Source organism: Paenibacillus alginolyticus DSM 5050 = NBRC 15375, assembly GCF_000422905.1.
GTDB classification, from domain to species: domain Bacteria; phylum Bacillota; class Bacilli; order Paenibacillales; family NBRC-103111; genus Paenibacillus_E; species Paenibacillus_E alginolyticus.
This window is the reverse complement of the sequence record NZ_AUGY01000048.1, coordinates 22,450-48,677: the sequence shown is the minus strand read 5'-3', so window position 1 is coordinate 48,677 and position 26,228 is coordinate 22,450. Positions and strand designations below refer to the sequence as shown.

Genomic DNA, 26,228 nt, shown 5'->3' with positions numbered 1-26,228 from the left:
ATACCATTTAAACAAGACAGTTCCCGTCTTGTTTAAATGGTATAATTAAAAAAAATGAGAGGAGGAGTGCTATGTTAAAATCACAGCGACTGATCCAGCTCATCATGATCGTCAACGCCAGGAAATCCTTTACCGTTCAGGAGCTAGCAGATGAATTAGGCTTATCCAAGCGCACGATAACCCGCGATTTGCAGGAGCTCAGCGAACTGGGTACCCCTATTTATTCCGTCCAGGGGCGAGGAGGTGGCTACAGGCTGCTGCAGGAGAGGCTGCTCCCGCCGATTACATTCTCGGAAAGCGAAGCGGTTGCTATGTTTTTTGCCTGCCAATCGCTGCAGTATTTCGGTTCCCTTCCTTTTGACGAAGGGGCTTCCTCGGCACTTCACAAGTTCTACCATTACCTTCCTCCTGATATCAAAGAACAAATCGACCGGCTGAAGAACAAAGTGGTGATCTGGAACCCCCTGCGGTCCATGTCCGCTAAGTTCCTTCGCACCTTGTTGCAGGCCATCATGGTCCGAAGCGTAGTGACCATCGAGTATGACACGGGTAAAGGAGCCGAGAGTAGAGACATTCAGCCGATCGGTCTTTACGCTAGTCAGGGCTATTGGTATTGTCCTGCCTACTGCTTCGAGCGCAGGGGATATCGCCTCTTCCGTGCGGATCGCGTACGCTCCGCCAGCTTGAACGATTTGATCGAGTGCTTGGATGAGGTCGACATGAAATCCATCTTCGACTGGAATGTCGACGAGCTGAATGCATCGGAGAAACGGGAATTGATAGTCACTCTGACACCCATGGGCGTAAGAACCCTAGATGATAACGGCTGGTTTAATGAGTTCATTGAACACAATGAGGATGGAAGTGGTGTGATCCGTATGATGATCCCCGTGAACAAGGTGTCGTTTTACGCGGAGATGATTTGGGGAGTTGGAGAAGCGGCCAGGATTATCGAACCACCAGAGGCGATAATTTATATCAAACAAAAGTTGGAGCTGATGAGGAAGCAGTACGGGATTTTGTAAATTGGGGAGCGCTCCAAATATGGAGAAGAGGCTAGCATCTCTGCTAGCCTTCCTACTGTTATTGATTTAAAATCTTTTTAGCAATGGCTTCAAGGTCGATAATCGAAATTTTATTATCTTGATTGATGTCATATCTCTGAATAACTGCCTAGTCACTACTAGCGGATGTTGACCTATAGTGTGAGGATATGATGGCCAAATCGCCATGTGATCAAATAATGTTCTACTTTTGTGTCAATAAATATTGAGCGTCTCGCAGCAAATAGGTTACCGCTTCGCTTGAAATGTGTTTCCCGCTTTGCGCCTCCACCTCGTTCACAAAGCTCTTCAAATTGTTGTTCGCCAATTTAGCCTGCAGGCTGTTGGCAATTCCCCCATTGTCGATCCATTTGGCATCGGCAAAGCGTGTTACCAGCGCCTTCAAGGAATCGATGCTGGCCACCGTCTGGAAGTGAACGGTCTTGCTTCCCACATTGCCGGCCATGTCGCTGGAGGTAACAATAAGGGTATGCTGACCGAGCGGCAACTTATAGAGCGGGATCGCCGTTCCGATTTGGTAAGAATACGTATCCAGCGTCACCGTCGTCTTGCTGCTGTCTACACCCGACAAGTTATCTGTCCATGCAATCTGAGGCGTCAAATCCACGGAATCTTTATAAATATTGTTATCTCCCGGTACGGACACCACGATCGACGGAGCTGTCTTGTCGATGCTAACGGATACTGTATGTGCCCGTTCCACGTTGCCTGCTTTGTCTACACTCCAATATACAAGCTTATGCACGCCTTCTTCCGACAATACAACGGTCGTTCCCGTTTGCTTAGCGCCATCGTCTACGATGTAGTAGGTATTGGCTACACCCGATTCGTTATCGCTCGCGCTTAAGGTTACAGTGACATCTTGATTGACCCAGCCGCTTGGCGCATTGTCCGTTGTCGTTGGCGGTTGATGTTCAACTTCAAAGACATTAATCTCCGCAGCCGATGCCCAGCCGTTAACACCCGCCGTTGCTTCGAGCTTGACATATAATGCATCTGTCGGATCAAAAGTTACTACTTTCTCCGCATTGTTGTTTGCCCAAGTTCCGCTTGCAACTTTAGTAAAGGTCACTCCATCCTTACTTACAAATACGTTATAACCTGTAATAATTCCGTTGCCGCCTGATTGCCTTGGTAAATATGTGACTTTATCGATTGCGAAAGTTGTTCCAAGTTTTAAGGTAATCGATTGAGGGAGAACGTCGGATTTATTCCACTTGGTATGCCAAATCGTTTGTGGGTTTCCGTCAATCGCCATGGAGGCACTATCATCTTCACCGGCTGTTTCTTGGCTTGTCGCCGTTGCCGACTGAATGATCCTATTAACAGTTACTCTAATGCTTGTTGTCAAAGGCACGTTATTGGGATTTGCCACCCCAGTTGGCAAAGTTACAGTTCCATTTACAGTGAAGGTCTGTACAGTCATTACAGTGGGATCATAGTTTGAAGCATCTACATTCCATGTCACATTGGCATTCCCAACGCCTTCATCAGTAACCAAGGATACTGTCCCTGGCAATCTAAGGGCGTCCGCTGTCTTCGCCGATCCGAATGCCACCCCTGTTATGTCAGCAGGCGCAGTGATGCTTTTTAAATTACCAGTGTTAATCTTAAGGTCAATGTCCTCCGACGAACGGTTATACATGGAATCGTCGGCGAATACCCTGATTATATATGGAGTATTCGGCGTCAAACCTGTAAACTTATAATGCCTGTACACATCGAATGGTTTGTCCATCGGATACGAAAGGCTGTTAAACGATTTGTCCACTTTCCCCGTGAGCTTGTTGATAAGCTGAATATTATATTCCATACCGCGCACATTGTCATTTGCTTGCTTTATTGTAAAAGCAACTTCGTTGTTATTGAAGGAATCGATCTTAATGCCCTCATCAAACTGCGGAGCTATGAGTTCTCTTATATCGCTCTTGCTATAGCTAAAGGCATCTTTGCCTTCGCCAACGTTGACTACACGAGGTATGCTTACAAATTCATCTGTAGCTAAATTATACTGCTTGAGGATCAATTTTGTACCGTAAACCTCTATGAAATTCGAGATGCGAGGTGCGGTATGATAGCTTCCATACGAGCCTTCGATATATCCGCCGAACGGACCGTCATCTTGATAACTGGAATAGTTCGAACCACCGGAATCGAGAAACGAAGCCGTACCTTGATAGAGAGAACGTTCGTCGGTCGGGTCGTATTGTGTATGACCTGACATATAGAACACTTGAGAAAAATTATTGTCGGCAATAAATTTACCGAAATTATTACTTGCACCGCTGCTCCATGCCGATCCCCACACGGTTCCGCCTATCGGGTAGTGAGACATGGCAAATATGGGTTTTGTTGGATCATAATCCGCTTCACTTTTAATTTGGTTGAGGTAATTGGTGGCTTTTCCCACCGTGCTGCTGCTGTTAATATTTGCATCAAAACCAATCAAATTATATCCTTTTATCTTTACCCTATAAGCACCGTTATAGAAATCGTTATCGTACGAATTCGTTGATTCGTTCCACGCGTCCGCCGTACCGACAGGTATTAAATTTTCGGTGCCGTTCATATCATGGTTGCCTTTTACAATATATAACTTCGTAGTGTTAAATAAGCCCTCAGCTTTAAGTTTATTGTATACTTTGGTAAGCTCACCCATCCACACATATTCATTGGCATTGTTACCGCCGGTAATGTCGCCAGGCTACACCAATACGTCGGCCTGTGGGAATACTTTCAGGGCTTTTCTATAATCTGCTTCTACACGCGAGATTGTACTGGGATTTGCAGAGATTTCCGGGTCGCTGCTATCCGCTATATTTAAATCGGCGGGAGTTAATGTTTTATTGCTTTTTTGATAGATGAATATGGCGTTGTTTAGTTCACGTTCGTAATAATTGATGGTTTCCTGTGTATATAATTTTACTTTTTGCGTTGTTGCAACCGTAGCTACCGTATTCAAAACCTTTTTCAAATAATCAAAATCGGTTTGGCTGAAGCCGCTGCCGAGACCGCCTGCTACTATTGTATTTGCTTCTGATATTATGCCGTTAAGTGCGTTCATATCTACTTTATTTAAACCGTAACCATTATAATTAGCTTGAACTACATCACTGCTTAATGCACCTTTCCAAACCTTCAGATCAGCGATATCGAAAGAATTACTACCATTGCCGCCTAAAGCGTCGCTACCTATATTTAATGGGTTCGATGTATCTAAACTACCGATCCCCAGCGAAGATTCAGCCATCTCGTAACCATCAATATACAACGACCCGAGCATTTTATCTCTGTCTACAACAAATGTCACGTAACGCCAAGTGGAAGCATTAAACGTGTCGCGGCCAAATTTTACTGATGCGGTCGGGAATCCTATATTCATATTGACCGAATTGGCTGAAGTATAGATCGCCCACCCTGGGTTAGAGCTCTTGCCAAAATCCTTGTTTGATAGTATTACCTGATTATCCTTCGTGTCGCCCTTATACCAGAAGGATGTGGTAAAACTGCCATCACCAACATTCAAGCTATGCGTCATACCGGCATAATTGCCGTTTCCGCTTTCTACGTGCAGAGCTTTGGTCCCGGGTAATACACCGTCTACATAACTCAAATTTCCATTTTTTGTCAATGGATGTTCTGGATCTGCATCGTCCTTTAAATTATTATCGAATTTAATCGATGCTAGAAGGGGGTTATCATTTACGACTGTGTTTACGGCATCATTATCTGCATTTACTGCGGTATTCGATAACATACCGAATATCATCGTTGATGCGAGAGTAACGGATAAAATTCTTTTCACTACAGAAAACCTCCATACATTAGTTTTTCAAACAAACAAGGATGATCGAAAAAGTTCCCTCAATTAACCTTACTGCTTAACTTCAAGCCGATGACACCGACAACGATGATTACCGTCCAAGCTAATTGGTTAATATTGAATGATTCCTTGAAAAGCACATATCCCACCAGTGTAATGAGAACAATACCGACGCCTGACCAAATCGCGTAAGCAACTCCAACTTCAATGTAGGTTAGAGCAAAGTTAAGCAGGGTAAAGCTGCAGCCATATAAAACAAACATCAAAATCGACGGCCAAAGTCGGGTAAAACCTTCGGATAACTTCATTGACGTCGTACCCGATAATTCAAAGAGAATGGCAAGTATTAAAAGGATCCATCCCAAACCGCTCTCACCCTTCATCTGTGGATTCCTCCAACTGAAGTTCAGCGTACGAAGAGACTAGCACATTCGCGTCATTGAGCCAGCAATCGCCAGACTGTGCAGCATGTTTCATCATTATCCCTATAGTGGCTGCAACCCCTGCGGATTTACCCATCTGCATATCGCTGTTGGTATCCCCAATCAAGGCCACCTGATTCGGTGCTAATCCAAGCTCTAAGCAAGCCATGTGTACCATTTCGGGAAAAGGCTTTCCCTGTTTCACCAGATCGTTCCCGACAATAACTTTAAAAAACTGGCGAATGCCCAACCACTGCAAATGTTTTTCCGCATCCGCTGTCTCATCAGCCGTTACAATGCCCATGGGCACTTTTTGATCATGGCATTGTTTCAGAAAGTCTACAACTCCCGGCAGCGGATAAACGGGGCGAACCTGTTCCATTTCTTCATCCGCCAAGCGCTTACTTTCCCTTGCAAACCGCATGGATTCACTCCAAGGGAGTCCTAGCCGGTAGCCTTGCCATGCTAATATAGCGAGCAAATCGCCAATCGATCCCATGGCGAGTGGACCGTTTCTACTATAATCAGTCATATGCCCGGCGGCGTCATGAACTGTTCCCCACAAATCAGAGATAGGATCGATGACCCCCGTTGCAACAGCCAAGACTTTACTTGAATAGTTCCGGTATAACGACTCGCTCCAATATCCCCAAAGACTTATAAAATCGAGTAGTGTGCCATCCTTATCAAATAACACCCCCTTTACAGAATAGCTTCTCTTGTTAATCATCAATTTTGGCATTCCAATCGCTCCTGAGATCCTCATATAGGTGAAACTAACTGTCTTTCCTTACCAATAAAGCTTCCGGACGCCAACATGACAACTGTTCGCATAATCAGGTTAGCTAGTATGATTAGCAGCGACATGGCTGCCGCCTGAGCGGTACCACCTGAGTCCTCCATGTTAACAATCGCTATGGCAGCCGGTTTCAGGTCTGGCGCATACAAGAAGATGATTGCCGACACCGTCACCATACTGTTGATAAAATAATACATACAAATCTCCAAAATACTCGGTAATGACATGGGCAGCGTAACTCTGACAAGTGTCCTATACCAGGGTACATTCATCGTTTCTGAGGCGGCCTCGAACTCGCTATCCAGCTTTTTAAGCGCCGAGGTCATCGTTAAAAATGAAACTGAATAAAAATGTACAATATTACAAATAATCATAATCCAGATGGTCCCATACAGCCCATGTAAGGGTTGGTTCGGATTGTTAAAGAAGAATACATAGATGAGACCTAGCACCAATCCCGGCAATGCAAGCGGCAGCATCGACAAGAAATAAGCCGCATTGCGTAATAATGCATAACCGCGAGATTTTTCAATGAGATAGGCAAATAGGAATGTCACTACACCGCCAATCAGCGCAACACCAGTTGAAATGATCAAACTATTCACAAACGGTCCCGCTCCATCAAGAAAACCATCGTAATGGGAAAAAGAGATCTGTAAGTTATAAGGCCACACTCTCACTATCGATCCAAAGAGTGCCACAAGAATAATGCTTAGAATAGCAGCTGATATAACCGAACAAAGCAGGAATAATAGGGCGTCGCGCAGCTTGTTTGCTTCAATTCGATATGGCATTGATTTCGCGCTAAGCCACCCGCTCTGCTTCCGCTCTGAAATTCGGTCTATGACAAACGAAAGCACAGCTGGAATTAACATCAGCACACCGACGGCGGCCCCCATTTGCATATTCTGTTGACCAATCACTTGTTTGAACAAATCAGTTGCAAGAACATTGAATTGTCCGCCTACAACCTTAGGTGCTCCAAAGTCAGTAAACGTCAGGACAAAACAAACAAAAATAGAGCTAATGAGCGCAAACTTGGAGCCTGGTACGGTTACTGTCCAAAAAGTACGCCATTTTGACGCTCCAAGCGTCTCTGCTGCTTCATATAATCGATAATCCGAACTCGCAAAAGCTACCGAGAGGATGAGAAATGCTTGAGGAAAGGTATATAATATTTCGGATAGAACGATCCCGATCTGCCCGTAAAGCTCGATTCGAAATTCAGGCAGCAGACCGAAGAACCCCGTTGAAATAAGTCCTTGATTGCCAAACAAATAGATTAATGCTAATCCATGCAGCATCGAAGGAGCAAAAAGCGGAAGAAGAGCTACGGAACGGAAAAACCATTTCCCTCGGATTCCGCTTCTCTCAAGCGCATAAGCAAATCCGAATCCGAGTGTCACAGAGACTACGGTCGTAATTATTGAGACCCTAATTGAATTCAATAATGAAGTTACTAGCGTCGGTGTAGAAAAATATTTAGCAAAATTAGCGAATCCAATAAAATTTCCATCTCGATTGCTAACTGCTTTGATCAAGAGCTCTCCAAGCGGCAATAGGATCGTAAAAATTAAGGCGAGTATCATTATTAGAATGAAACTGTTTTGACTCCAATTGTTAGTATTCGGTCGTATTCGTTTTAACCATGTATCCATGTCATTCACCTCCTCACCCAACTGCAATATCGGATACCGTATCAAACCGAATGACGTGTTCAGGCGGCAAGTTGAATGTTACCTTTTGATTTAGTTTGATGTTAAAAGTCCCCATAGCCTGCGCCTGCAGATCAACGGTAAGGAATTGCATAAGCGGAGAATCCAGATGATCCAATAATTCTAGAACCATGCGGTAATGTGTCCCTCGATATTCAATTTCACGTACGATTCCTTGTCTGCCTTTCTCATGACCTTCCCGAACCAATTGAACATGTTCTGGACGGATAGCTAGTATAGGGTTCCCTTGTTTTCCGTTATCCGTTTCGATAAAGCTAACTGCACCGATAAAATCGGCAACAAAGGGACTATTCGGACGTTCATACACTTCATTCGGGGTGCCGATTTGAACGATTCGCGATTGGTTCATAACGACTATGCGATCAGCCATCGTTAAAGCTTCCTCCTGATCGTGCGTCACCATAATTGTCGTCATCCCAAATTGCCTGTGCAGACGGCAGATTTCACGTCGCAGCTTGATGCGAACCTTAGCGTCGAGTGCGGATAATGGCTCATCCAGCAACAAACAATCCGGTGAAAATGCGAGCGCTCGGGCAAGAGCTACCCGCTGCTGTTGGCCTCCCGATAATTGTGAGGGTACTTTATGGCGTTGTTCCTCTAACTCCACTAATCCTAGCAGCTCGTCCACGCGATTTTCGATTTGGGATTTGGTTAACCGATTGCGAAGTCCGTACGCAATATTCTCGGAAACCGATAGATTTGGAAATAGAGCATACGATTGAAACATCATGCCGAAGTTCCGTTTTCCAGCCGGTACAGAGGTGATATTTTTGCCCCCAATGGTCAAATGGCCCCCATCCGTTTTTTCCAGACCTGCAAGGATACGCAGCAATGTTGTTTTGCCGCATCCGCTTGGCCCCAACAAACAGATGAATTCATGTTGATAAATATCTAAATTTATGTCCTGCAGCGCAGTTTGCTTCCCAAATTGCTTGGAAAGGTTGCGAAGCGATAAATACCCTGGCTTCATAACAAATGCTCCTTTTTCACTAAATTACCCAAATAAATCCCCGAAAATGGGAGGGATGCCAAACATCGGCATCCCGTAGTAATCCAACCTTTATTTTTTCGGCTCTGACTTGGAATCGTATTTCTTTGTCCAATCTGCCAGCACGGATTCACGGTCTCTCGCAGCTTGGTACAAATCTAACTTGCTCAATTGCGATACCGGATCTTTACTGTAACCATCCGGAATGATGTTTCCATCTTGTTTAATACTTAAGATAGCGTAATTTTTATTGTATTCCTTCATCGGCTCCGCGCTAATTGCCCAATCCAAGAACAATTTCGATTCCGGCTTAATGTCTTTCTTACTCACTAATGCATTTGCTTCCATATCCCAGCCTGATCCTTCTTTAGGAAAAATGACTTCAACCGGGGATCCTTTCTTCTTCTCCTGGATGCCGCTGTATCCATATGAGATACCAATCGGAGCTTCTCCTGAAGCTGCCATTTTCGCCGGTTTGGATCCGGATTGGGTATAAATCATCATGTTATCATGCAATTTATCCATAAAAGTCCAAGCTTTATCCTTACCGTACAATTGGAGAAGTGCATTAACAGTCAAGTATCCTGTTCCTGAGGATGCAGGATTCGGCATAGCAATTAATCCTTTGTATTCAGGCTTGCCTAAATCCTCGTACGATTGGGGAATGGCCAAGTGACGTTTTTCCATCTCCACCTTGTTTACAATGATGGCTGTCTCCCAGATATCAATACCGACCCATTTTGGAATACTCGATTTATCTTTAAATTCAGGGAGTACCTTTTCGACACCTTTAGGCGCATACGGCTCAAGCATTTTTTGATCATCCATAACGAGCAAGCTTGTTGCGGCCAATCCCCAGATGACGTCGGCTTGAGGATTTTCTTTCTCTGCAATTAACTTGGCTGTCATGATCCCTGTCGAATCACGAACAATATTCACTTTAATTGAAGGATATTGAGACTTAAATGAAGTAAGATAGGTTTTAATTTGTTCATCTTCCATTGCGGAATATACCGTGATTTCTGCCGGTTTGTTTGTAGCCGCTGTTGCTGCCGGACTCGGTTGGCTGCTGTTTGGAGCAGTGCTTGCCGGATTTGCTGTACCGCATCCTGCCAATAAACCAGTAATAAGTAACATAGACCCAAGTGATTTCCATTTCGTTTTCATTGTTAATCCCCTTTTCCTGATATCATAGTTTTGAGATGATTCTACTTCGATTGTTATGGATTGTACGAATTAATCAAGCAGAAAAGCAAATCTCTGGATGTTCAAAAAAATTTGAATTAATGAGATTTTATTACCATATATTTCTACATGACCAATATGTACAATTTTTATTGTACAATAAGAATGCTTTTCTTGTGTCAACCGAGCGTTAACTCAACATTAAGATTGTGTAAATGCACAAAAACATTTTCCTTATCTATCTCAAGTGTGTTTTTTTGCTATAATATATGTACTACAAACAAAATCTATTGAATCTATCAGTCGATCAGGAAAAGGGAAGTGAAAACTAATGTCTCAAAAAGAAGAAAATCAAGCATCAGAACAACGGGTGCGTATCAGACAAGACATCATTGATGCTATTGCAGAAACGATGGATTTGTACGGAGCCACTCATTCATCCGGTCAATTATACGGGATTATGTTCTTTGAAAATCGGCCGATGACTCTCGATGAGATGAAAATTCGAATGAATATGAGTAAAAGCAACATGAGCTATGCGGTTAGATCATTGGTAGAATCCCAAATGGTAAAAAAGCTAGAGGAAAAGCAGGAGCGAAAAGAACTGTATGCCGCGGAGGTTGATTTTTTCCTTGCGTTTCAAAACTTCTTCACGCTCAAGCTTCAGCGTGAAATCAATGTCATGACAGAAGCCATTAATAAAGCTCTTCCTGAATTGACAGAATTGATTCTAGACGAGCATATAACAGACCAGGAACGCAATCTTGCTCTTCAAGATTTATATAAACTTCGGCATGGGCATACCTATTACGAATGGCTTCAGCAGTTTGTCGATGCCCTGAAGCGAGGGGAATATTTCAAGGACCCTTCTTCAACGTAATGGATTGTTTAACTAAGAACCAAGCGGCTTTATGGAGCTCTTGGTTCTTTTTTCATTTTTTAGTTCTTGACCTGGGAAAATAAAGATCTTTCATGGAATGTTGATTTGGCGCGGTTTCTAGATGTTCAATGTAAAGACGGATAATAATTAAGTTTTTTAATATGCTGACTACCAATCAAAACATTATGAAGCAACAAGAAAATAAAGTTCTTTAATGGGACTCAATCCTCGTTTACAATTGTAAAATCGCCGTTATGATGCTATTTTGCTACATGAAATTCTTTTCCTGCTAAATCAATTTTCAACTCAGCCAGCTTATATTTCAATACTTCTTCCCTTTTTGCGTCCCGGCATTAAACTGATCACATATTATGAATTGATCTTGGTTTTCGACTTTTTTTACCTTTCTTATATTGCTGTTCTATCTTATTCTGAATCATCTTGGTGACGCTTGAAACTCCGGTTCGTTCATTAGCCTCACACTCCTTAACATTAATTTCCTGAGATGCTCCTATATAAAAAACTTGGCTTAAGGAAACATTAGTCACATGCCAATATGCCAGTATGAATCAGGGGGGATGACATGTACTACCTTTACAGCACCAGTCTCGTATTTGGAGGCTTATTCATCGTCAATTTCATTTTTTCTTATCAAAGTAAACACATCGATCCTCACTTTTGGACGACGCTCAAGTTTCAGCTTTTGATGCTTCCTTTATTTCTGGTTGCCAATACATGTATCGGTTATGGAGTGAAGTTCGGATTAAAAGTCATAGGAAACCTCAGTTATGTTTTAGCCGCGGCAAAAGGAATGGAAATCTTGATTTCATTGATCATGGGATACTTTTTTTTAAGAGAAGTTCCGACATGGAAAACAGGAATCGGTTTAGGGATTGTCCTCATCGGTTTTGTAGTGGCAATAACCAAAAAAAGTTAACATACCCAAATATCACGCACCTGTATGTTAACTTTCCTGGTTCATTCAATCCCTTATCCGCGTAATAACCGTAGCCCGTTCAATATGACGAGAATGGTGCTTCCTTCATGTCCAACCACCCCTAGCGGCAGGGAGATACCCGAAATAAAATTCAACGCAATTAAACAGGCAATTACCGAAACGGAAAATATGATATTTTGTTTCACGATCGAATTCGTTCGTTTTCCAAGCGCAATCGCCGCAGCGATGTTTTCAATTCCGTCATTCATAAGGACAAGATCTGCTGTTTCAAGGGCAGCATCGCTGCCCGATACGCCCATTGCGATGCCAACTGTCGCCGCTGCCAAAGCTGGTGTATCATTAACGCCATCACCTACCATAGCTACATGGCCATAGTTCCGCTTCAAGTCTTTCATACAGCTTACCTTATCTTCAGGCAGCAATTCAGAATATACCAATGAAATCCCAGCATCTTGAGCTATCGACCGGGCAGTGCCATTCTGATCGCCAGTCAGCATTGCGACTTCGATACCGAGGTTTTTTAACTCTGCGATGGCTTGTTTCGCCTGTGTGCGAATACTGTCTTGCAGTGCGATAACGCCAACCACATCTTCTGAATTATGAATGATCGTTACGGTTTTTCCTTGATGTTCCAACCGGTCGACAACAGATTGTAGTTCCTCAGTCAACATATCATGTCCGAGCAGAGTCGGCTTGCCAATTTTCCAAGTTTGACCCATCCACTCCGCTTGGACGCCCCATCCTGTAAGAGCCTGAAAGTCAGTCGGTCGTTCAAACGATAGTCCTTGCTCAGTTGCTTTTTGCACGATGGATCTGGCAATCGGATGTTCAGACAAGCTCTCAATAGAAGCCGCTGCTTGCAGCATTTCTGTCGCCTTATATCCTTGGAATGCAACAAGATCCGTGACCAAAGGACGGCCATTCGTCAACGTTCCTGTCTTATCAAAGGCAACGAGTTTAATCCGAGCGAGATTTTCAAGATGTGCCCCTCCCTTAAAAAGCAGCCCTTTTCTCGCACTGTTCGAAATAGCGGATAGCATAGCCGGCATAATCGATGCAACCAATGCACACGGAGAAGCTACGACGAGAAAAACCATCGCTTTATATAGCGTCTGTTTCCACGTCCAATCGAAAAGAAAAGGTGGCACGGCAATAAGCAGAAGGGTTGCCATGATAATGCTTCTCGCGTAAATGCGTTCGAAACGCTCGATAAACATTTGCGAAGCCGGCTTCTCGCTCTGTGCTTCTTGGACTAAACGGATGATCTTGGAAAATAAGGTAGATTCGCTGGGCTCAGTAACTTCAATGAATAATGCACCTTGCCCGTTTAACGTTCCTGCGAACACATCGTCTCCGGCCACTTTATCAATCGGAATAGATTCCCCCGTTATGGATGCCTGATTGACGGCGGATGTTCCTTCTTTTACGGTGCCATCAGCAGGTATCCGTTCACCTGGTTTTACTAAAACAATGTCTCCCACCTCTAATTGTTCAATGGAAACAATGGATTCTAAGCCGTCTTGATACCGTGTGGCTGTCTCTGGCTTCAAATCCATAAGTGATGATATATCCCGGTGACTGCGCTCCATCGTATAACTTTCCAATGCGCCGCTTAATGAAAAAATGAAAATCAGCATGGCTCCTTCTGTCCAGTAACCGATGCTGGCAGCACCAATGGCTGCAACAATCATAAGCAAATTAACGTCGAGATCCCGTTCTGTGATGAGTGTATGCAATCCTTCCTTCGCCTTGACAAATCCGCCCACTGCAAAAGAGAGGAAGTAAATAACCACAGACCATGCATGAGAAACATGTCCTAGCTCCCAGGCGAGAATGATCAGAACACCGCTTGCTAAAGCGGCGATGCCCTCGCCAAACTTTTTGATCCATTCAAATATCTTTTTCTTGTCGGTTGAAGCATTAGTTGAATGAATTTGATCTTTCACCAGACCTTCTGCACTGCCGATTGAAGAAGTTTTCATGAAGACTCTCTCCCTTTCAATTGAGAATGATTTGCATTTTTAATACCCTTAAAATGACACATGCTGCTCCGTTTAGGGAGCAGCATGCAAAACGAGAAGGATCTCGTTTTTGATTGATTCAATTAATTTGACCTAATGCAACTTTACAATAATTATTCTAATAAAGAAAAATGGAAAAGTAAAGAATAAATTTTGCCTTAGGTAAAAATTTTGTTGTACAGGCAATTCTTTTGGTGTAGGATAATAATATATTTACCAAGGCCATACATATTTCTAAACATCCATATTTTTTTAATTTAAATTTTGCCTTAGGTAAAAACTATTGTTCAAAGGAAAGAAGGGTGAAGAATGGAACCTGCAGTTCAACAGGAAACAGAATCTTCCATCCCCCTCTCGGGATGGCGGAGGAAAAGAACGGAACCAAGTTTGCCGGAGGTGTACAAAACATTATCTGTCCCGAAAAAGGGAAGTTTTCTGCGGAGGCTTCTGGCCTTTGTCGGACCGGGATATTTGGTGGCCGTAGGTTATATGGACCCGGGCAACTGGGCGACTGATTTGGCCGGAGGCGCGTTGTTTAACTATACATTGCTCTCTGTTGTCCTCATTTCCAATTTAATGGCGATATTGCTTCAGTCGCTGACAGCCCGGCTCGGCATTGCTACCGGAAGAGATCTGGCGCAAGCATGCCGCGATCATTACAGCAAGCCCGTCAATTTCGGACTGTGGGTTCTCTGCGAGCTGGCGATTGCGGCGTGCGACCTGGCGGAAGTAATTGGTTCCGCCATTGCGTTAAACTTGTTATTTGGGTTGCCTCTCATAGCAGGGGTTTTAATTACCTCTATGGATGTCATTCTCGTACTCCTGCTGCAAAATAAAGGATTTCGTTATATCGAAGCCATTGTGATTTCTTTGATTGCGACCATCTTTATCTGCTTCGGCATCGAAATGTTTCTTTCGAAGCCCGATATTGGCGGAATATTCGGCGGATTTGTGCCCAGCGCCGAGATCGTCAAAAATCCTGAAATGCTCTACATCGCGTTAGGTATTCTCGGCGCAACCGTTATGCCGCACAATCTTTATCTGCACTCTTCCATCGTACAAACAAGAAGATATGAAGAAACCTCTTTAGGCAAACGGTCTGCGATCAAATTTGCTACCATCGACTCCACCGTCGCATTAATGCTCGCGCTGTTTGTCAATGCGGCAATTCTAATCCTGTCTGCAGCCGCCTTTCATACTACCGGACACACGGATGTAGCCGAGATCCAGGACGCTTATCAACTGCTGAATCCACTGCTTGGAACGAGTATAGCCAGTGTGCTTTTCGCGATAGCGCTGCTCGCCTCCGGGCAAAACTCAACGCTGACGGGGACGCTTGCCGGTCAAATCGTTATGGAAGGATTTTTAAACATTCGGTTGAAGCCATGGCTAAGACGATTAATTACCCGCCTTATCGCCATTATCCCGGCCATCCTGGTGATTGCGATAACCGGAGAAAAAGGAACCGGAGAATTGTTAATCTTGAGTCAGGTCATTCTTTCCCTACAGCTCTCGTTCGCAGTCATTCCACTCGTCATGTTTACATCCGATAAAAAGAAAATGGGCGAGTTTGTCGCGCCGAAATGGTTATCATTGCTTTCATGGGTAGTGGCAATCATCATTGCAGGCTTAAATGCATATCTGCTTTATGGCACGTTCTTCGGTTAGGTTCTAGATCATGTCTGCATATAGACCATCAGAGCAAAGTCTATATGCAGATTCTGCTTTTGGCTGCTTTTCATAGGGCGCCAATGTCAAGTGGGATAGAATGCCATGTCTATAGCATTTATGGAAGACTATCTTGAAAAAATCGAGGACTTTGAATCATTTGTAAATCAATATCTTTCAAAAGGAGACCCTTCCCGTGTTTATGTTTCTTGTTGGTACGATTATGATGTATGCCCTCCTTGCTTTACTAATTGTCCTTTTTTTAGTTGCCCAAGTCGTTCTGGCTGGAAGAAACAAAAATCATTACTAGGACATACGAAAAATTATATTATGGATATATGAGACCACAAACTTCTGTAATCCCCCTATGCACAATACAAGACCCAGCTCCTTTTTGTTCGTAAACTTTTAGATATCCGTATATCCCATGGACTTGATTTTACTTACCAAGTAATTGAGTCACCCATTGTAATTTAAAACACCAAAACCGCCATCTTCCACAGAATATACTGGGAAGATGGCGGTTTTGGAATTGTATTCGTATTATTTAATAGAAATACCTAACTTTTCAGCATTGCCTTTTAGCATGTCTTCTAAATTTTTCTGAGCAGGATCAGGATAATTACGAAGTTCAATTCGTGGAACTTTAGCCATTTCAGCAATGCCCTGACCTTGCGGCATGTGCATATTATCAGCAATAAAATCAGGCCCAACTGCTCCACCTAAAAGAGCCATGTGCATCAGTGCTAACCGGATCGTTTTCAATTTCAACATAACAATGTCGATACCCAATAATGAAAAGGTTGCGCCTGCTAATATGGAGACCAACAAAGCTTCTGTCCGCCAGAGAGGGATCGGCAGTCCTGCTCCTTGAAGTCTTGCAAACCCACAATCTTCAGCATGCGCTCCGCGATATCTTTGTCCCTACTGGAAGGCCGACGTAAATAGGCAAATGAAGTTCCCCATCTGCCAAGTAGAACCGCTTCAAACACCGAGATCGGAAACTGCCTTGTCCTTAAGTTAGTGGTACGTAGCCGATCTGTGATCGAGCCCATCTTTGATCAGACATACGTTCCATTGTTCTACCCAAGATTTGCACTTGTCCTGCATGCTTAGGAAGCAATTGCATGATGGAACGAAATAATGTTGTTTTGCCTGCTCCAAGCACAGCAATAACTTGACCTAATTCAGCCTGGAAATTTACACCTTGTAAAATAGGTTTTCCACGATAACCTGCAGAGTAGTTTTTCATAACAATTGCAGCAAAATCATCAATCATTTATTTCATCCTTTTTTTACAACGAACATTTTTTTATTGATGAGCCTATCAGAGCGCGAGTTCTCTGGATTCCGTCATGGCACACCTCTTGCATTCAGATGTCAAATAGATGACTACTTAAAAATTTAAGTTGATGGGGACAATCTCATAGAGCGTATATACGGCTTTCTCGTTTCTACATCTATTTCTATTCGAGCATGAACTCCAAACACCTCAGCGAGCGACTTCTGGTTCACAATCTCTTCAGGTGTCCCTTTGTATCGTATTTCCCCACCTTTCATCATGATTAAGTCATCCGAGTACATCGCCGCATGATTCAAATCATGAAGCACCATGATAATCGTCATATCCATAGATTCTTTTAGTTTCACAACCAACTCCATGACTTCCAATTGATGACTAATGTCCAGATAGGTAGTCGGCTCATCCAAAAACAGTAATCTTGGTTGCTGGGCAAGAGCCATAGCTATCCAAGCTCGCTGCCGTTCTCCACCAGATAAAGAAGCTACGCTGCGGTCTGCAAGCGGTAGCACACCTGTTTGTTTCATCGAATTGTTGATAATTTCCTGATCTTCATCATCCAATCTTTGCAGCATATTTTTATGGGGAAATCGACCGTAAGCCACTAGATTGCGTACACTAACATCCGTTGGTTGATCATGCTGCTGCATAAGAAAAGCTAACTCTCTGGCAAGTTCCTTCGGTTTCCTTCGGTTTCCACGACTTCATTTCCCTGCCATCCAGCATGACGCTTCCTCTATCCATCTTCATCTGCCGTGCTAAAATTTTAAGTAATGTACTTTTCCCACATCCATTAGGCCCCAAAATCGTTGTAATATGGCCCTTTTTCATATCCGTTGTCAAAGAAGAAATGATGGTATGCGCGCCATAACGGACGGATAGCTGCTCCACTTTAATGATATTCATAATTCCCTCCTGCGAAGCAAAAACAAGAAGAATGGCGCCCCAAAGACACCCATGACAATCCCTACTGGAAGCTCAATGGGAGCAAATGCAATACGAGCTACCGTATCAGAAATAGTAAGTACAGCTACGCTTAATAAAACACTTGCCGGAAGCAGCCAGCGATAATCGCTGCCGATGAGCAACCGAGCAGAATGTGGAACAATCATGCCCACAAAACCGAGCAAGCCAACTACACTGACAGTACTGGCCGCAAGTAAAGTAGCGATCGCTGTAAAGTATAGCCGATAGGCTTCTACACGCAGACCTAGTGCCTTGGCCTGTGTATCCCCGAGTGCCATAATATTTAATCGTTGGCTCCCAATCAAAGCAAGCAAAGTTCCTATTATCGTATATGGAAGAAGGATATTAACATGCGGCCAGCTTCTTGCTGATAGTCCCCCAACCAAGAATAACAGGGCTCCTCCCACTCGATCACTGTAAAAAGTGAGCAATGCAGAAATTCCAGAATTCAACAAAGCAGACACGGCTACTCCCGCAAGAATAACTCTGATCGGACTTACTCCACCGCGCCAAGCCATAAGATATATGAGTAATGCAGCACCAATAGCCCCAATGAATGCAACGGGTGTAAGTAAATACGCATAGGCAGGAAATAAGATGAGAATACCAATTCCAAATAAACCGGCTCCTGATGATATACCAATAATATGAGGATCAGCCATTGAATTACGCATGACTCCCTGTAAAAGCGCCCCTGATAATGAAAGACTAATACCTACCAATGCGGCAACGATTGTTCTTGGTAGCCGAATATTCCAAATAATATCGCGATATGTGCTCTCCCCGCCGAATAAGGAAAGTATAACTTCTGGAATCGCAATATTAACTGCCCCACATATGAGGCTCAAGCCTATGCCCGTTAAAGCGAATAGTGCAAGTATGATAAGCATACTCGCACGCCATGATACACTTTTTTGTACAGTTATCATTTTGTCATATTTCCGTAAATTTCAGGATATACCAGTTTAGCCAGATAGGTTAACGATTGATTAAAGTTTAACCCTGGATTAGTCACAAAGAGATTAGATGGAAGGAAATAGATTTTATTTTCTTTGACCGCCCTCAATGTTTTCCAAGCAGGATTACTTTCCAAATCTGTTTTAAGTTTCTCCTTGCCATACTCTTCTGTGCCATGCACGATGAAAAATAAATAATCCGGATCCAGTTCGACAAGCTTTTCCAAGCTGAAAGGAGCAGCACTAGGCATCATTCCTGCCGGGAGAGATTCAGCGACATTTTTTAGTTTCAATCGATTTGCCACGTCTAGTGATAGGGTCGAATTCTTTTGTACACTAATACCCATTGGCATAATGGTAATCATCGCAAACTTCGGGCTTTGTTGCGGAAGTTTGCTTATAACCGTTTGCATCTTTTGCTCCGTTTGATCAATCGCAGCCTTAGCTTCTACTTCTTTCCCGACAATTTTGCCAAAGAGTTCCGCAGCAGATTTAATATCCTCATAGCTTTTGATATCGATCAGCGCCAACGGTATTTGAGAAGAAGCTAAAGAATCCTTTAAGGAAGCGTGGAACATGGTTTGACCTATCACCAGATCTGGTTTCAGGCTCATCACTTTTTCCAAGCTAACTTGGTTAATTTCACCGACCTTTTCGGCATCCTTGGCCGCTTCTGGAACTGGAATTCCTGGAGCTGTCGCTAATCCAACGGCTTTGCCTCCCACCTGATAGAACAATTCTTGAATTTCTGTGTTTAACAAAACAACACGCTTAGGTTTTTCCTTCAAAGTCACTTCTTGCTTCGTGCTATCTTTAAAACTAATCATATTCCCTGCTGCAGGAGTTGAATTGTCATCTGATTTCGGAGTCGCAGTTTGTACTGTGATGACTGTAGGTTGCGTAGAAGAATTCTCCAAGGGTTTGGCAGTTGAGCAACCCATAACTATTGCTGATAGTAAAACTGTACTAGTAAGTGCGGAAACTATTTTTTTCAAGAAATTTCCTCTCCTTCATGTTTGGATGCTATTGATCATACAGAAATTTTTGCATTTAGAGATGACTCAAAAGTGCTATACGCAGGGCAATTATGTGAAAAATTCTGGAAATCTGTTTTAAACGTCCACAAAAATGTCAAGAGAATAGCACCTTTGAGTCATGCCGCTGACAGTACTCAATGTGTATAGTAAATTCATAAAAATCTGTCAATGGTAAGGGAGAGTTTAAAAATGAAAGACAAAAAATTCAGAGTTTTAATTATAGATGACGAAGCCAATGTACGCAGCCTACTGCGAATGCACATAGAAAAAGATGAATTTATCGTGGACGAAGCTGAGGAAAGCTTGTTGGCTCTCACGATGGTTCAGCAAAATCATTACGATGCCATTCTACTTGACTGGGTGATGCCCGATCTTGATGGTCGCGCATTTTGTCGACAAATTCGTGAAGTTAAACAAACGCCATTGCTTCTGCTTAGCGCCAAAAGCGGAGTAGATGACCGGATAGCTGGATTCCAAGCTGGTGTAGATGACTTCGTATCCAAACCATTCAGTCCACGTGAAGTATTACTAAGGATTAAAGCTATTGTTCGACGTTTTACTTTCCTGCATCACTCGGATTACCAGATAAGCGATACAAAATTCATCCACTTCCCGCAACTTACGATTGATTTAAATGCATATAAGGTTATAGCCAATGGTATATCCATTTCACTTACACTAAAAGAGTTCCAAATCTTACTTTATCTAGCTCGAAACCACGATATTGTGTTTACGAGAGAAGAGCTGTTTACACAAATTTGGCAGCACTCACCACAAGGAGATTGTCGGACCATTGATACGCATATCAAGCGGATTCGCGAAAAATTGTTGGTGGTCTCTCCATTAGCAGCTGACATGCTGCGTACGAAATGGGGAATTGGTTATTCGTTAAAACTTTGAATGAAAAAGAGTTCTGCAAGTACGTATTCCCTGCAGAACCCTCTTTTGAAATTATTTTTTTGTAGCTAACCAGTTAGCCAGTTCCTGAACGTCCTGGTCTTGAAGCTTCGATTTAAAGGCTGGCATCCCTCCGCCACCATTTTGGATCTTAGTCGCAATTTGATCATGACTACGCGTCTCTGCAACGTTTTTCAGGCTTGGGCCAATCTTCCCCTCTAAATTAATGCCATGACAACTCATGCAATTGCTCTTGTAAATGGTCTCGACTGACCCTGCTGAACTTGCTGTCGTTAAAGTCGAACTTGAGGCCACTTGCTTCTCATTTTGATCAGCAGGCCTAGTATTGGATCCACACCCGGATATCAACCCTGTAAGTAACAAGTAGCAAATTGAAAAGAATAGTCTCTTATTCATCATTGTGTAACACTCCACATTTTATCGACCTTTCTGATGCAACCATCCCTGATCAAATACATATCTGGTAAGCTGCACTCGGTTATCCATTTGCAATTTCTGCATGATATTCTTTAGATGGTTTTTCACCGTATGCTCCGAGATACCCAATCCATCCGAAATTACCCGGTTAGATTTTCCACTTGCGACCCATTCCAGTATTTCTCGTTCTCGTCCGGTGATAAGCGCATTAGGGGCTTCGTGTTTTTCCTTAGGTGTAAATTCCTGTAGTAATCGCAAGGCAAGTTCCCTGGACATAGGGGCTTCGTCTACAGCAATAGCTTTTAAATATTCATGCCAGGAGTTCGGACTCAAATTTTTGAGCAGATAACCCTGTGCTCCTTTTTTCAAAGCTTCAAACAAATGTGTAATATCATCGGATACAGTGACCATTACAATTTTGACGTAGGGGAATTTCTCCTTAATTTGCTTCGTAGCCTCTAAACCATCCATTTGCGGCATGTTAATGTCCATCAAAATTAAATCTGGCATCCATTCTTCTGTAAGCCTGATCGCCTCTGCACCATTTCTTCCCTCTGCAACGATATCGAAGGAAGAATCCATACTTAAAATGCTATGGATCCCTTCCCTGGCATGGTGATGATCATCTACAATTAATACCCGAAAAGGCTGATCCATCAGGATGCCTCCTTCCGAATTTCTACGCTTGTTTTACCATACTCAGAATTTATTTGGAACATCCAACCCATTTCCTCTGCTCGCTCATGCATAATTTTCAATCCATATCGATCCTTGTGGCCAAACTTATCATTTTCAAATCCTACGCCATCATCCTTTACGATGCAGCTCCAGGAATTTTTATTATACCCCTCTGCTTGAATCCAGATTTTCTTAGCTCTTGCGTGTTTGCGAACATTGAGCAGTGCTTCACGAATTGATGCATAAAGTTCCACCTTCTCCTTGGCTGACAACTGTTCTTCGGAGAGGTGCCAATTCCACGAGGCTTCAATCCCTGTTTCGGTTGTAAAATCATGTACCATACTTTCCAGATATTGCATCCAAGGCAATGCATCCGGATCAGTCGGGTATCGTAAGTTCGAAATGGCTTGTCTCACGTATTCATTAACTTGATGAACAGTTTTTCGCAATTCCTTTATTTGTTTCACTTGCTTTGCATCCTCTTGCACATGTTCCAGTTGATCCATCTTGATTGACATAAGAAACAAAGACTGAGCGATATCATCATGAAGCTCACGAGCTATCTTTTCCCGCTCTTTTAGGGCTATTTGACGAGAGCGTTCTCGTTGAAGTTCTTCTTGAGTCGCCTCCAACATTGCGAATAGTTTCATCAAAAATGTAAGACTGACAGTGAATTCAATCAGAGGAGATAGCCAATTGCCCAGCTCCATGGAAATGTGATCCAGAAAGAAGTGATGGCGCGTGTATTCCCATGTCGTGAGCACTAGACTTGGAATAATCAAAATTAGCCATTTGATTTGCCTGTAAGACATCCTTATCACCTTTTCCTTTCCTATATACCTAACTATACGCAATAACTTCAAATTCAAAATGACTCGAAAGAGCTATTAAGCATGTTTTAACGTATAACCTTCATGAAATGTTCAAAATCGCTTGGCTGGCATAGCACTTTCTAGTCATGTCAGACTTGTAATTGCTAGTTATAATAGCATGGAACATTCCTGGTGAGATTGTTTTGATAGCGAGGATTTGACTGAAGGAAGGAGAAGTTTATCATTTCTTTTATACAAGCAACTCAAAAGCATTGGTTTAAAGCAGCATTAGTGCTGTTAATTCTTGTCCTTGCATTAGTGGTTGTGTATAGGCTAAAACAAAGCAACAACCCACTTCCTACCGTGAAGAAAGCACCTAGTTTTACCCTCCAGAACTTGAAAGGACAAAATGTAAGTTTAAGTGAGTCCACGGGTAAGGTGCGTTTGGTAGAGTTCTTTTTCGCCAGCTGCGTAGATATTTGCCCTGCTACAACCTCCAATATGGTGCTTATGCAAAAAAAATTAAAGGAAAAGAACATGTTTGGCAGCAAGGTTCAATTTATCAGCATCACTTTCGACCCGCAGCGGGATACTCCGGAGTCGTTACAGAATTATGCTAAAATGCTAGGCATTGACCAAGATGCCGGATGGCAATTGCTTCGTGGTTCTGAAGATCAAGCGCTGAAGACAGCCAACGATTTCGGCCTCATGGTTGTCAAACAAAAGGATGGGCAATTCGCACATTCTATTCGCTCCCTGTTTCTGATTGATCAAGCGGGCTTCATCCGTAAAGTGTTTGAAATGGGAGAAAACATGAATAACGAAGATATTGAAAGAAGCATCGCTCAGTTGGCCAAATAACAAGAAGGAGTCTCTAACAATGAAGAAAAACTGGATTATGTTCGTACTTTTCTGTTCAGCAGCAATTCTCGGTTTAGGCATATTATTTGAAAAAGCAGCTACACATAAAGCCACAGAACAAAAAGCAGAAACAGCTGCTAAAATGCCTGCAGGCACTTTAAATGCTGATATTGCTCAAACGACATTTAAACAAAATTGCATGTCGTGTCATGGAACTGAACTCCAGGGCGGCGCAGGCCCCAACTTGCAAAAAGTTGGTAGCAAGCTTTCTCCTGAACAACTATACAAAAAAATAGAAAGCGGTGGTGGTATGATGCCTTCCTTTAAGTCAAAACTGAATGACGAAGATGTTGCGAATCTAGCCCGCTGGCTAGCTGAAAAGAAGTAGATTATTTTTACATTAAAAGCCCAAAAAGTGCCTTACAACATACATGAAGCCGCCATCCTTGTGGGATGGCGGCTCATTTAATTTCGCCAAGATGCGCTTTGCAGTCTACAAGCATTTGCAACGACCGATACAGAACTCAGTGCCATTGCAGTTCCAGCGACCCATGGTTGCATATAACCCATAAAAGCTAGCGGTATAGCCAAAACATTGTACATTAAAGCGAAAATTAAGTTTTGACGGATGTTACGCATCGTCTTACGGCTCATTACGATGGCATCCGCAACGCCCCCCAAGTCACTATGAAGCAAGTTTACGTCTGCCGCTTCCTTGGCAATCTCCGCACCGGTGCCGACAGCAATACCAATATCTGCGGCTGCAAGGGCCGGGGCATCATTCACACCATCTCCTACCATCGCTACTCGTTTACCTTTTCGCTGCAACGTTCTTACCAAATGCACCTTATCCTGCGGCAGCATTTCTGCATAAACCGCTGTTATACCAGCTTTTTCAGCTATAGCATTGGCTGTTCTACGCTGGTCGCCGGTTACCATCACGACCTCTGTACTCAGCTTTTTCAACCTTCGTATGGCTTGAGGCGTAGATGATTTTAACGTGTCCATAAGAGCAATAATGCCTGCAGGCGCACCATCCAACGCAGCAAAAAGCACCGTCTTACCTTCTAACTCTAATTGTTCTGCTACTTGAGCAAACCTTTCCAGAGAAATCTCAGACTGCTTCATAAAAGCTTTAGAGCCTATAAGAATGTCATGTTCATCTACTTGTGCTGCCACACCCAATCCGGCTAGTGCTTGAGAGGAAACTGAATCTTTGACATGAAGTCCGCGCCTAATAGCTTCTTTCACTATCGCTTTTGCATAGGGATGCTCCGTTCCCTTCTCAGCAGCAGCAAGCAAACGAAGAAGGCGCTGTTCCTGACCCGAAGCTGTGATGATGTCTGTAACTCGGGGAGTTCCGTGGGTGAGTGTTCCCGTTTTGTCCAGCAAAACGACATCAATCTGCTGCAATTGCTCAACATATTTGCCTTCTTTAAATAAGATCCCCGACTCCATAGCACGGCTCGTACCCACCAATATCGAAGTTGGAGTCGCTAACCCCAAAGCGCAAGGGCACGCGATAACGAGAACGGCGATTGCTTTGAACAGCGCCCCTTTGAAGTCTCCCGGATTAAGCCAAAAGGACCAAATACACATAGTGAGCAATGCAAGCACCAGAACAGAAGGAACGAACACCGCCGCGATACGATCTACATATCGCCCTATCTCAGCCTTTGAACCCTGTGCTTCCTCCATCAAATGGATCATCTTGCCCAAAGCAGTATTAGGTCCAAGAGTAGTCACTTGCATAGTAATGAGTCCGTCCATATTTACGGATCCGCCTATCAGACGGTCATATTGACGTTTCTCCGCAGGTACGGACTCACCGGTAACGAAAGACTCATCAACGGCAGACCTGCCACTCATAACTCGTCCATCCGCAGGAACGACTTCTCCGGGAAGGATCAGGAGTGTGTCCCCAATTTTGACGTTATTTAAAGTTATGGTCTCTGGGTGGTTCTCACTTCTGATGATTGTAACTGTTTGCGGACTTAGCTTGCGTAGTTGATGAATGGTCTTCATACTTCTTTCTTTGGCGGAAGCTTCCAACCATTTACCAAGCAGAACAACGGTAATAATCATGGCGCTTGTCTCAAAATATACCGCATGCGGGTCAGCTCCCCCCGAATGCAGCATGTGCATGGTCATATAATGACTGTACAAGTACGCGCATGTTGTACTAAGGACTACAAGCACATCCATGTTTGCACTATTGCTCTTCAAAGCCTTCCAAGCATTAAAGTAAAAAGGAGCACCAATGACAAATTGAACAGGCGTGGCGAGCGCCCACTGAAACCATGGCTGAAGAAATAGGTCAGGAATCCAAATTCCTGATGTCATTGTATAATGACGAACCATTGCCCACAAAAGAGGAAGTGTCAATAGCGCCGAGATGAGTAATTTTGCACCTAAACCAACTACCGTTTTCTGAGACTTGCTCCCTTCTTCAAACTTTCTCGCTGAGTATCCCAATTGCTCGATACGCTCAATAATTCGCCCTCTAAGCGCAGAATCAGAGTCCAACACTAATGCGGCACGTCCCAAAGGTAAATTGACTGCGATTTCATGAACGCCAGCCATCTTACCAATGACTTTCTCAATACGCGCCGAGCAGGCTGCACAGGTCATCCCCTCTATTTCCAAACTTATTTTTTGAAGCGTTGAATTTTCATTCAACTCGTCCACCTCCCATGCAAATCTCCGCGCTTACTTGCAACTATATGGGGTGTGATCCAG

General features: G+C 43.3%; 25 protein-coding genes. 7 read left to right on the top strand and 18 right to left on the bottom strand.

The genetic code is table 11. The features are described 5' to 3' along the window. Nucleotides 1–71 precede the first annotated feature (71 nt). Nucleotides 72–1,025, top strand: a complete 954-nt coding sequence (locus tag G519_RS0121265) for a helix-turn-helix transcriptional regulator (protein WP_029196422.1) — start codon at nucleotides 72–74, stop codon at nucleotides 1,023–1,025. A gap of 223 nt (nucleotides 1,026–1,248) precedes the next feature. Here G519_RS0121265 and G519_RS0121260 read toward each other — a convergent pair whose 3' ends face one another. From G519_RS0121260 to G519_RS0121230, 7 genes are all read right to left on the bottom strand, one after another. Continuing rightward, on the bottom strand, nucleotides 1,249–3,759 hold the full coding sequence (locus G519_RS0121260; protein WP_279626876.1) for a discoidin domain-containing protein: 2,511 nt from the start codon (nucleotides 3,757–3,759) through the stop codon (nucleotides 1,249–1,251). Nucleotides 3,760–3,768: 9 nt separating this feature from the next. Further along, nucleotides 3,769–4,869, bottom strand: a complete 1,101-nt coding sequence (locus tag G519_RS52260) for a LamG-like jellyroll fold domain-containing protein (RefSeq protein WP_029196420.1) — start codon at nucleotides 4,867–4,869, stop codon at nucleotides 3,769–3,771. A gap of 59 nt (nucleotides 4,870–4,928) precedes the next feature. Then, nucleotides 4,929–5,270 (bottom strand): DMT family transporter, encoded by a 342-nt coding sequence (locus tag G519_RS0121250; RefSeq protein WP_029196419.1) that lies wholly within the window; start codon nucleotides 5,268–5,270, stop codon nucleotides 4,929–4,931. Further along, nucleotides 5,260–6,051, bottom strand: coding sequence for an HAD family hydrolase (locus G519_RS0121245; protein WP_029196418.1), 792 nt, complete (start codon nucleotides 6,049–6,051; stop codon nucleotides 5,260–5,262). The genes G519_RS0121250 and G519_RS0121245 overlap by 11 nt, the downstream gene beginning before the upstream one ends. 20 nt (nucleotides 6,052–6,071) lie before the next feature. Continuing rightward, nucleotides 6,072–7,766: a putative 2-aminoethylphosphonate ABC transporter permease subunit gene (locus tag G519_RS0121240; protein ID WP_029196417.1), complete on the bottom strand. Its 1,695-nt coding sequence runs from the start codon at nucleotides 7,764–7,766 to the stop codon at nucleotides 6,072–6,074. Nucleotides 7,767–7,779: 13 nt separating this feature from the next. Beyond that, nucleotides 7,780–8,814 carry an ABC transporter ATP-binding protein gene (locus tag G519_RS0121235; protein WP_029196416.1) on the bottom strand — a complete coding sequence of 345 codons (1,035 nt, stop codon included), beginning with the start codon at nucleotides 8,812–8,814 and terminating at the stop codon, nucleotides 7,780–7,782. Between the two features lie 90 nt (nucleotides 8,815–8,904). Then, nucleotides 8,905–9,999 (bottom strand): putative 2-aminoethylphosphonate ABC transporter substrate-binding protein, encoded by a 1,095-nt coding sequence (locus G519_RS0121230; RefSeq protein ID WP_029196415.1) that lies wholly within the window; start codon nucleotides 9,997–9,999, stop codon nucleotides 8,905–8,907. A 349-nt stretch (nucleotides 10,000–10,348) separates the two neighbouring features. Here G519_RS0121230 and G519_RS0121225 point away from each other — a divergent pair, with 349 nt between their 5' ends. Beyond that, entirely contained in the window at nucleotides 10,349–10,897 is a 549-nt protein-coding gene (locus tag G519_RS0121225; RefSeq protein WP_029196414.1) for a GbsR/MarR family transcriptional regulator, read from the top strand. 583 nt (nucleotides 10,898–11,480) lie between these two features. Then, on the top strand, nucleotides 11,481–11,834 hold the full coding sequence (locus G519_RS0121220; protein WP_029196413.1) for a hypothetical protein: 354 nt from the start codon (nucleotides 11,481–11,483) through the stop codon (nucleotides 11,832–11,834). Nucleotides 11,835–11,887: 53 nt separating this feature from the next. Here the strand turns inward: G519_RS0121220 and G519_RS0121215 are convergent, their stop codons facing one another. Beyond that, complete coding sequence (locus tag G519_RS0121215; protein ID WP_029196412.1) at nucleotides 11,888–13,837, bottom strand: heavy metal translocating P-type ATPase; 1,950 nt, start codon at nucleotides 13,835–13,837, stop codon at nucleotides 11,888–11,890. 348 nt (nucleotides 13,838–14,185) lie between these two features. Between G519_RS0121215 and G519_RS0121210 the strand changes: the two genes are divergently transcribed. Then, complete coding sequence (locus tag G519_RS0121210) at nucleotides 14,186–15,544, top strand: Nramp family divalent metal transporter (protein ID WP_029196411.1); 1,359 nt, start codon at nucleotides 14,186–14,188, stop codon at nucleotides 15,542–15,544. Between the two features lie 543 nt (nucleotides 15,545–16,087). Here the strand turns inward: G519_RS0121210 and G519_RS0121200 are convergent. From G519_RS0121200 to G519_RS0121180, 6 genes are all read right to left on the bottom strand, one after another. Then, nucleotides 16,088–16,375: a hypothetical protein gene (locus tag G519_RS0121200; RefSeq protein WP_029196410.1), complete on the bottom strand. Its 288-nt coding sequence runs from the start codon at nucleotides 16,373–16,375 to the stop codon at nucleotides 16,088–16,090. Nucleotides 16,376–16,559: 184 nt separating this feature from the next. Further along, nucleotides 16,560–16,823 carry an ATP-binding cassette domain-containing protein gene (locus G519_RS0121195; RefSeq protein ID WP_029196409.1) on the bottom strand — a complete coding sequence of 88 codons (264 nt, stop codon included), beginning with the start codon at nucleotides 16,821–16,823 and terminating at the stop codon, nucleotides 16,560–16,562. Between the two features lie 125 nt (nucleotides 16,824–16,948). Then, entirely contained in the window at nucleotides 16,949–17,494 is a 546-nt protein-coding gene (locus G519_RS43940; protein WP_051253564.1) for an ABC transporter ATP-binding protein, read from the bottom strand. Further along, on the bottom strand, nucleotides 17,481–17,750 hold the full coding sequence (locus G519_RS53065; protein WP_051253563.1) for an ATP-binding cassette domain-containing protein: 270 nt from the start codon (nucleotides 17,748–17,750) through the stop codon (nucleotides 17,481–17,483). Before G519_RS53065 ends, G519_RS43940 begins: the two co-directional genes overlap by 14 nt. Continuing rightward, a complete protein-coding gene (locus tag G519_RS0121185; RefSeq protein WP_029196408.1) occupies nucleotides 17,747–18,739 on the bottom strand; it encodes a FecCD family ABC transporter permease in 993 nt (330 codons plus the stop codon). Before G519_RS0121185 ends, G519_RS53065 begins: the two co-directional genes overlap by 4 nt. Continuing rightward, nucleotides 18,736–19,761 carry an ABC transporter substrate-binding protein gene (locus tag G519_RS0121180; protein ID WP_029196407.1) on the bottom strand — a complete coding sequence of 342 codons (1,026 nt, stop codon included), beginning with the start codon at nucleotides 19,759–19,761 and terminating at the stop codon, nucleotides 18,736–18,738. Before G519_RS0121180 ends, G519_RS0121185 begins: the two co-directional genes overlap by 4 nt. 231 nt (nucleotides 19,762–19,992) lie before the next feature. On the opposite strand from G519_RS0121180, the gene G519_RS0121175 reads away from it, so the two are divergent. Next, nucleotides 19,993–20,703, top strand: coding sequence for a response regulator transcription factor (locus G519_RS0121175; RefSeq protein WP_029196406.1), 711 nt, complete (start codon nucleotides 19,993–19,995; stop codon nucleotides 20,701–20,703). Nucleotides 20,704–20,754: 51 nt separating this feature from the next. On the opposite strand, the gene G519_RS47710 is transcribed toward G519_RS0121175, so the two are convergent. Genes G519_RS47710 through G519_RS0121160 form a run of 3 tightly spaced genes read right to left on the bottom strand, consistent with a single transcriptional unit; the run spans nucleotide 20,755 to nucleotide 22,628 of the window. Further along, entirely contained in the window at nucleotides 20,755–21,120 is a 366-nt protein-coding gene (locus tag G519_RS47710; protein ID WP_051253560.1) for a c-type cytochrome, read from the bottom strand. 18 nt (nucleotides 21,121–21,138) lie between these two features. Beyond that, nucleotides 21,139–21,795, bottom strand: coding sequence for a response regulator (locus G519_RS0121165; RefSeq protein ID WP_174806670.1), 657 nt, complete (start codon nucleotides 21,793–21,795; stop codon nucleotides 21,139–21,141). Further along, nucleotides 21,795–22,628, bottom strand: a complete 834-nt coding sequence (locus G519_RS0121160) for a sensor histidine kinase (protein ID WP_029196404.1) — start codon at nucleotides 22,626–22,628, stop codon at nucleotides 21,795–21,797. Before G519_RS0121160 ends, G519_RS0121165 begins: the two co-directional genes overlap by 1 nt. A gap of 291 nt (nucleotides 22,629–22,919) precedes the next feature. Between G519_RS0121160 and G519_RS0121155 the strand changes: the two genes are divergently transcribed. Both G519_RS0121155 and G519_RS0121150 read left to right on the top strand, forming a co-directional pair. After that, entirely contained in the window at nucleotides 22,920–23,489 is a 570-nt protein-coding gene (locus G519_RS0121155) for an SCO family protein (protein WP_244280170.1), read from the top strand. 19 nt (nucleotides 23,490–23,508) lie between these two features. Next, nucleotides 23,509–23,877, top strand: coding sequence for a c-type cytochrome (locus G519_RS0121150; protein ID WP_029196402.1), 369 nt, complete (start codon nucleotides 23,509–23,511; stop codon nucleotides 23,875–23,877). 77 nt (nucleotides 23,878–23,954) lie between these two features. Here the strand turns inward: G519_RS0121150 and G519_RS43930 are convergent, their stop codons facing one another. Beyond that, a complete protein-coding gene (locus G519_RS43930) occupies nucleotides 23,955–26,168 on the bottom strand; it encodes a heavy metal translocating P-type ATPase (protein WP_244280169.1) in 2,214 nt (737 codons plus the stop codon). Nucleotides 26,169–26,228: the final 60 nt, after the last annotated feature.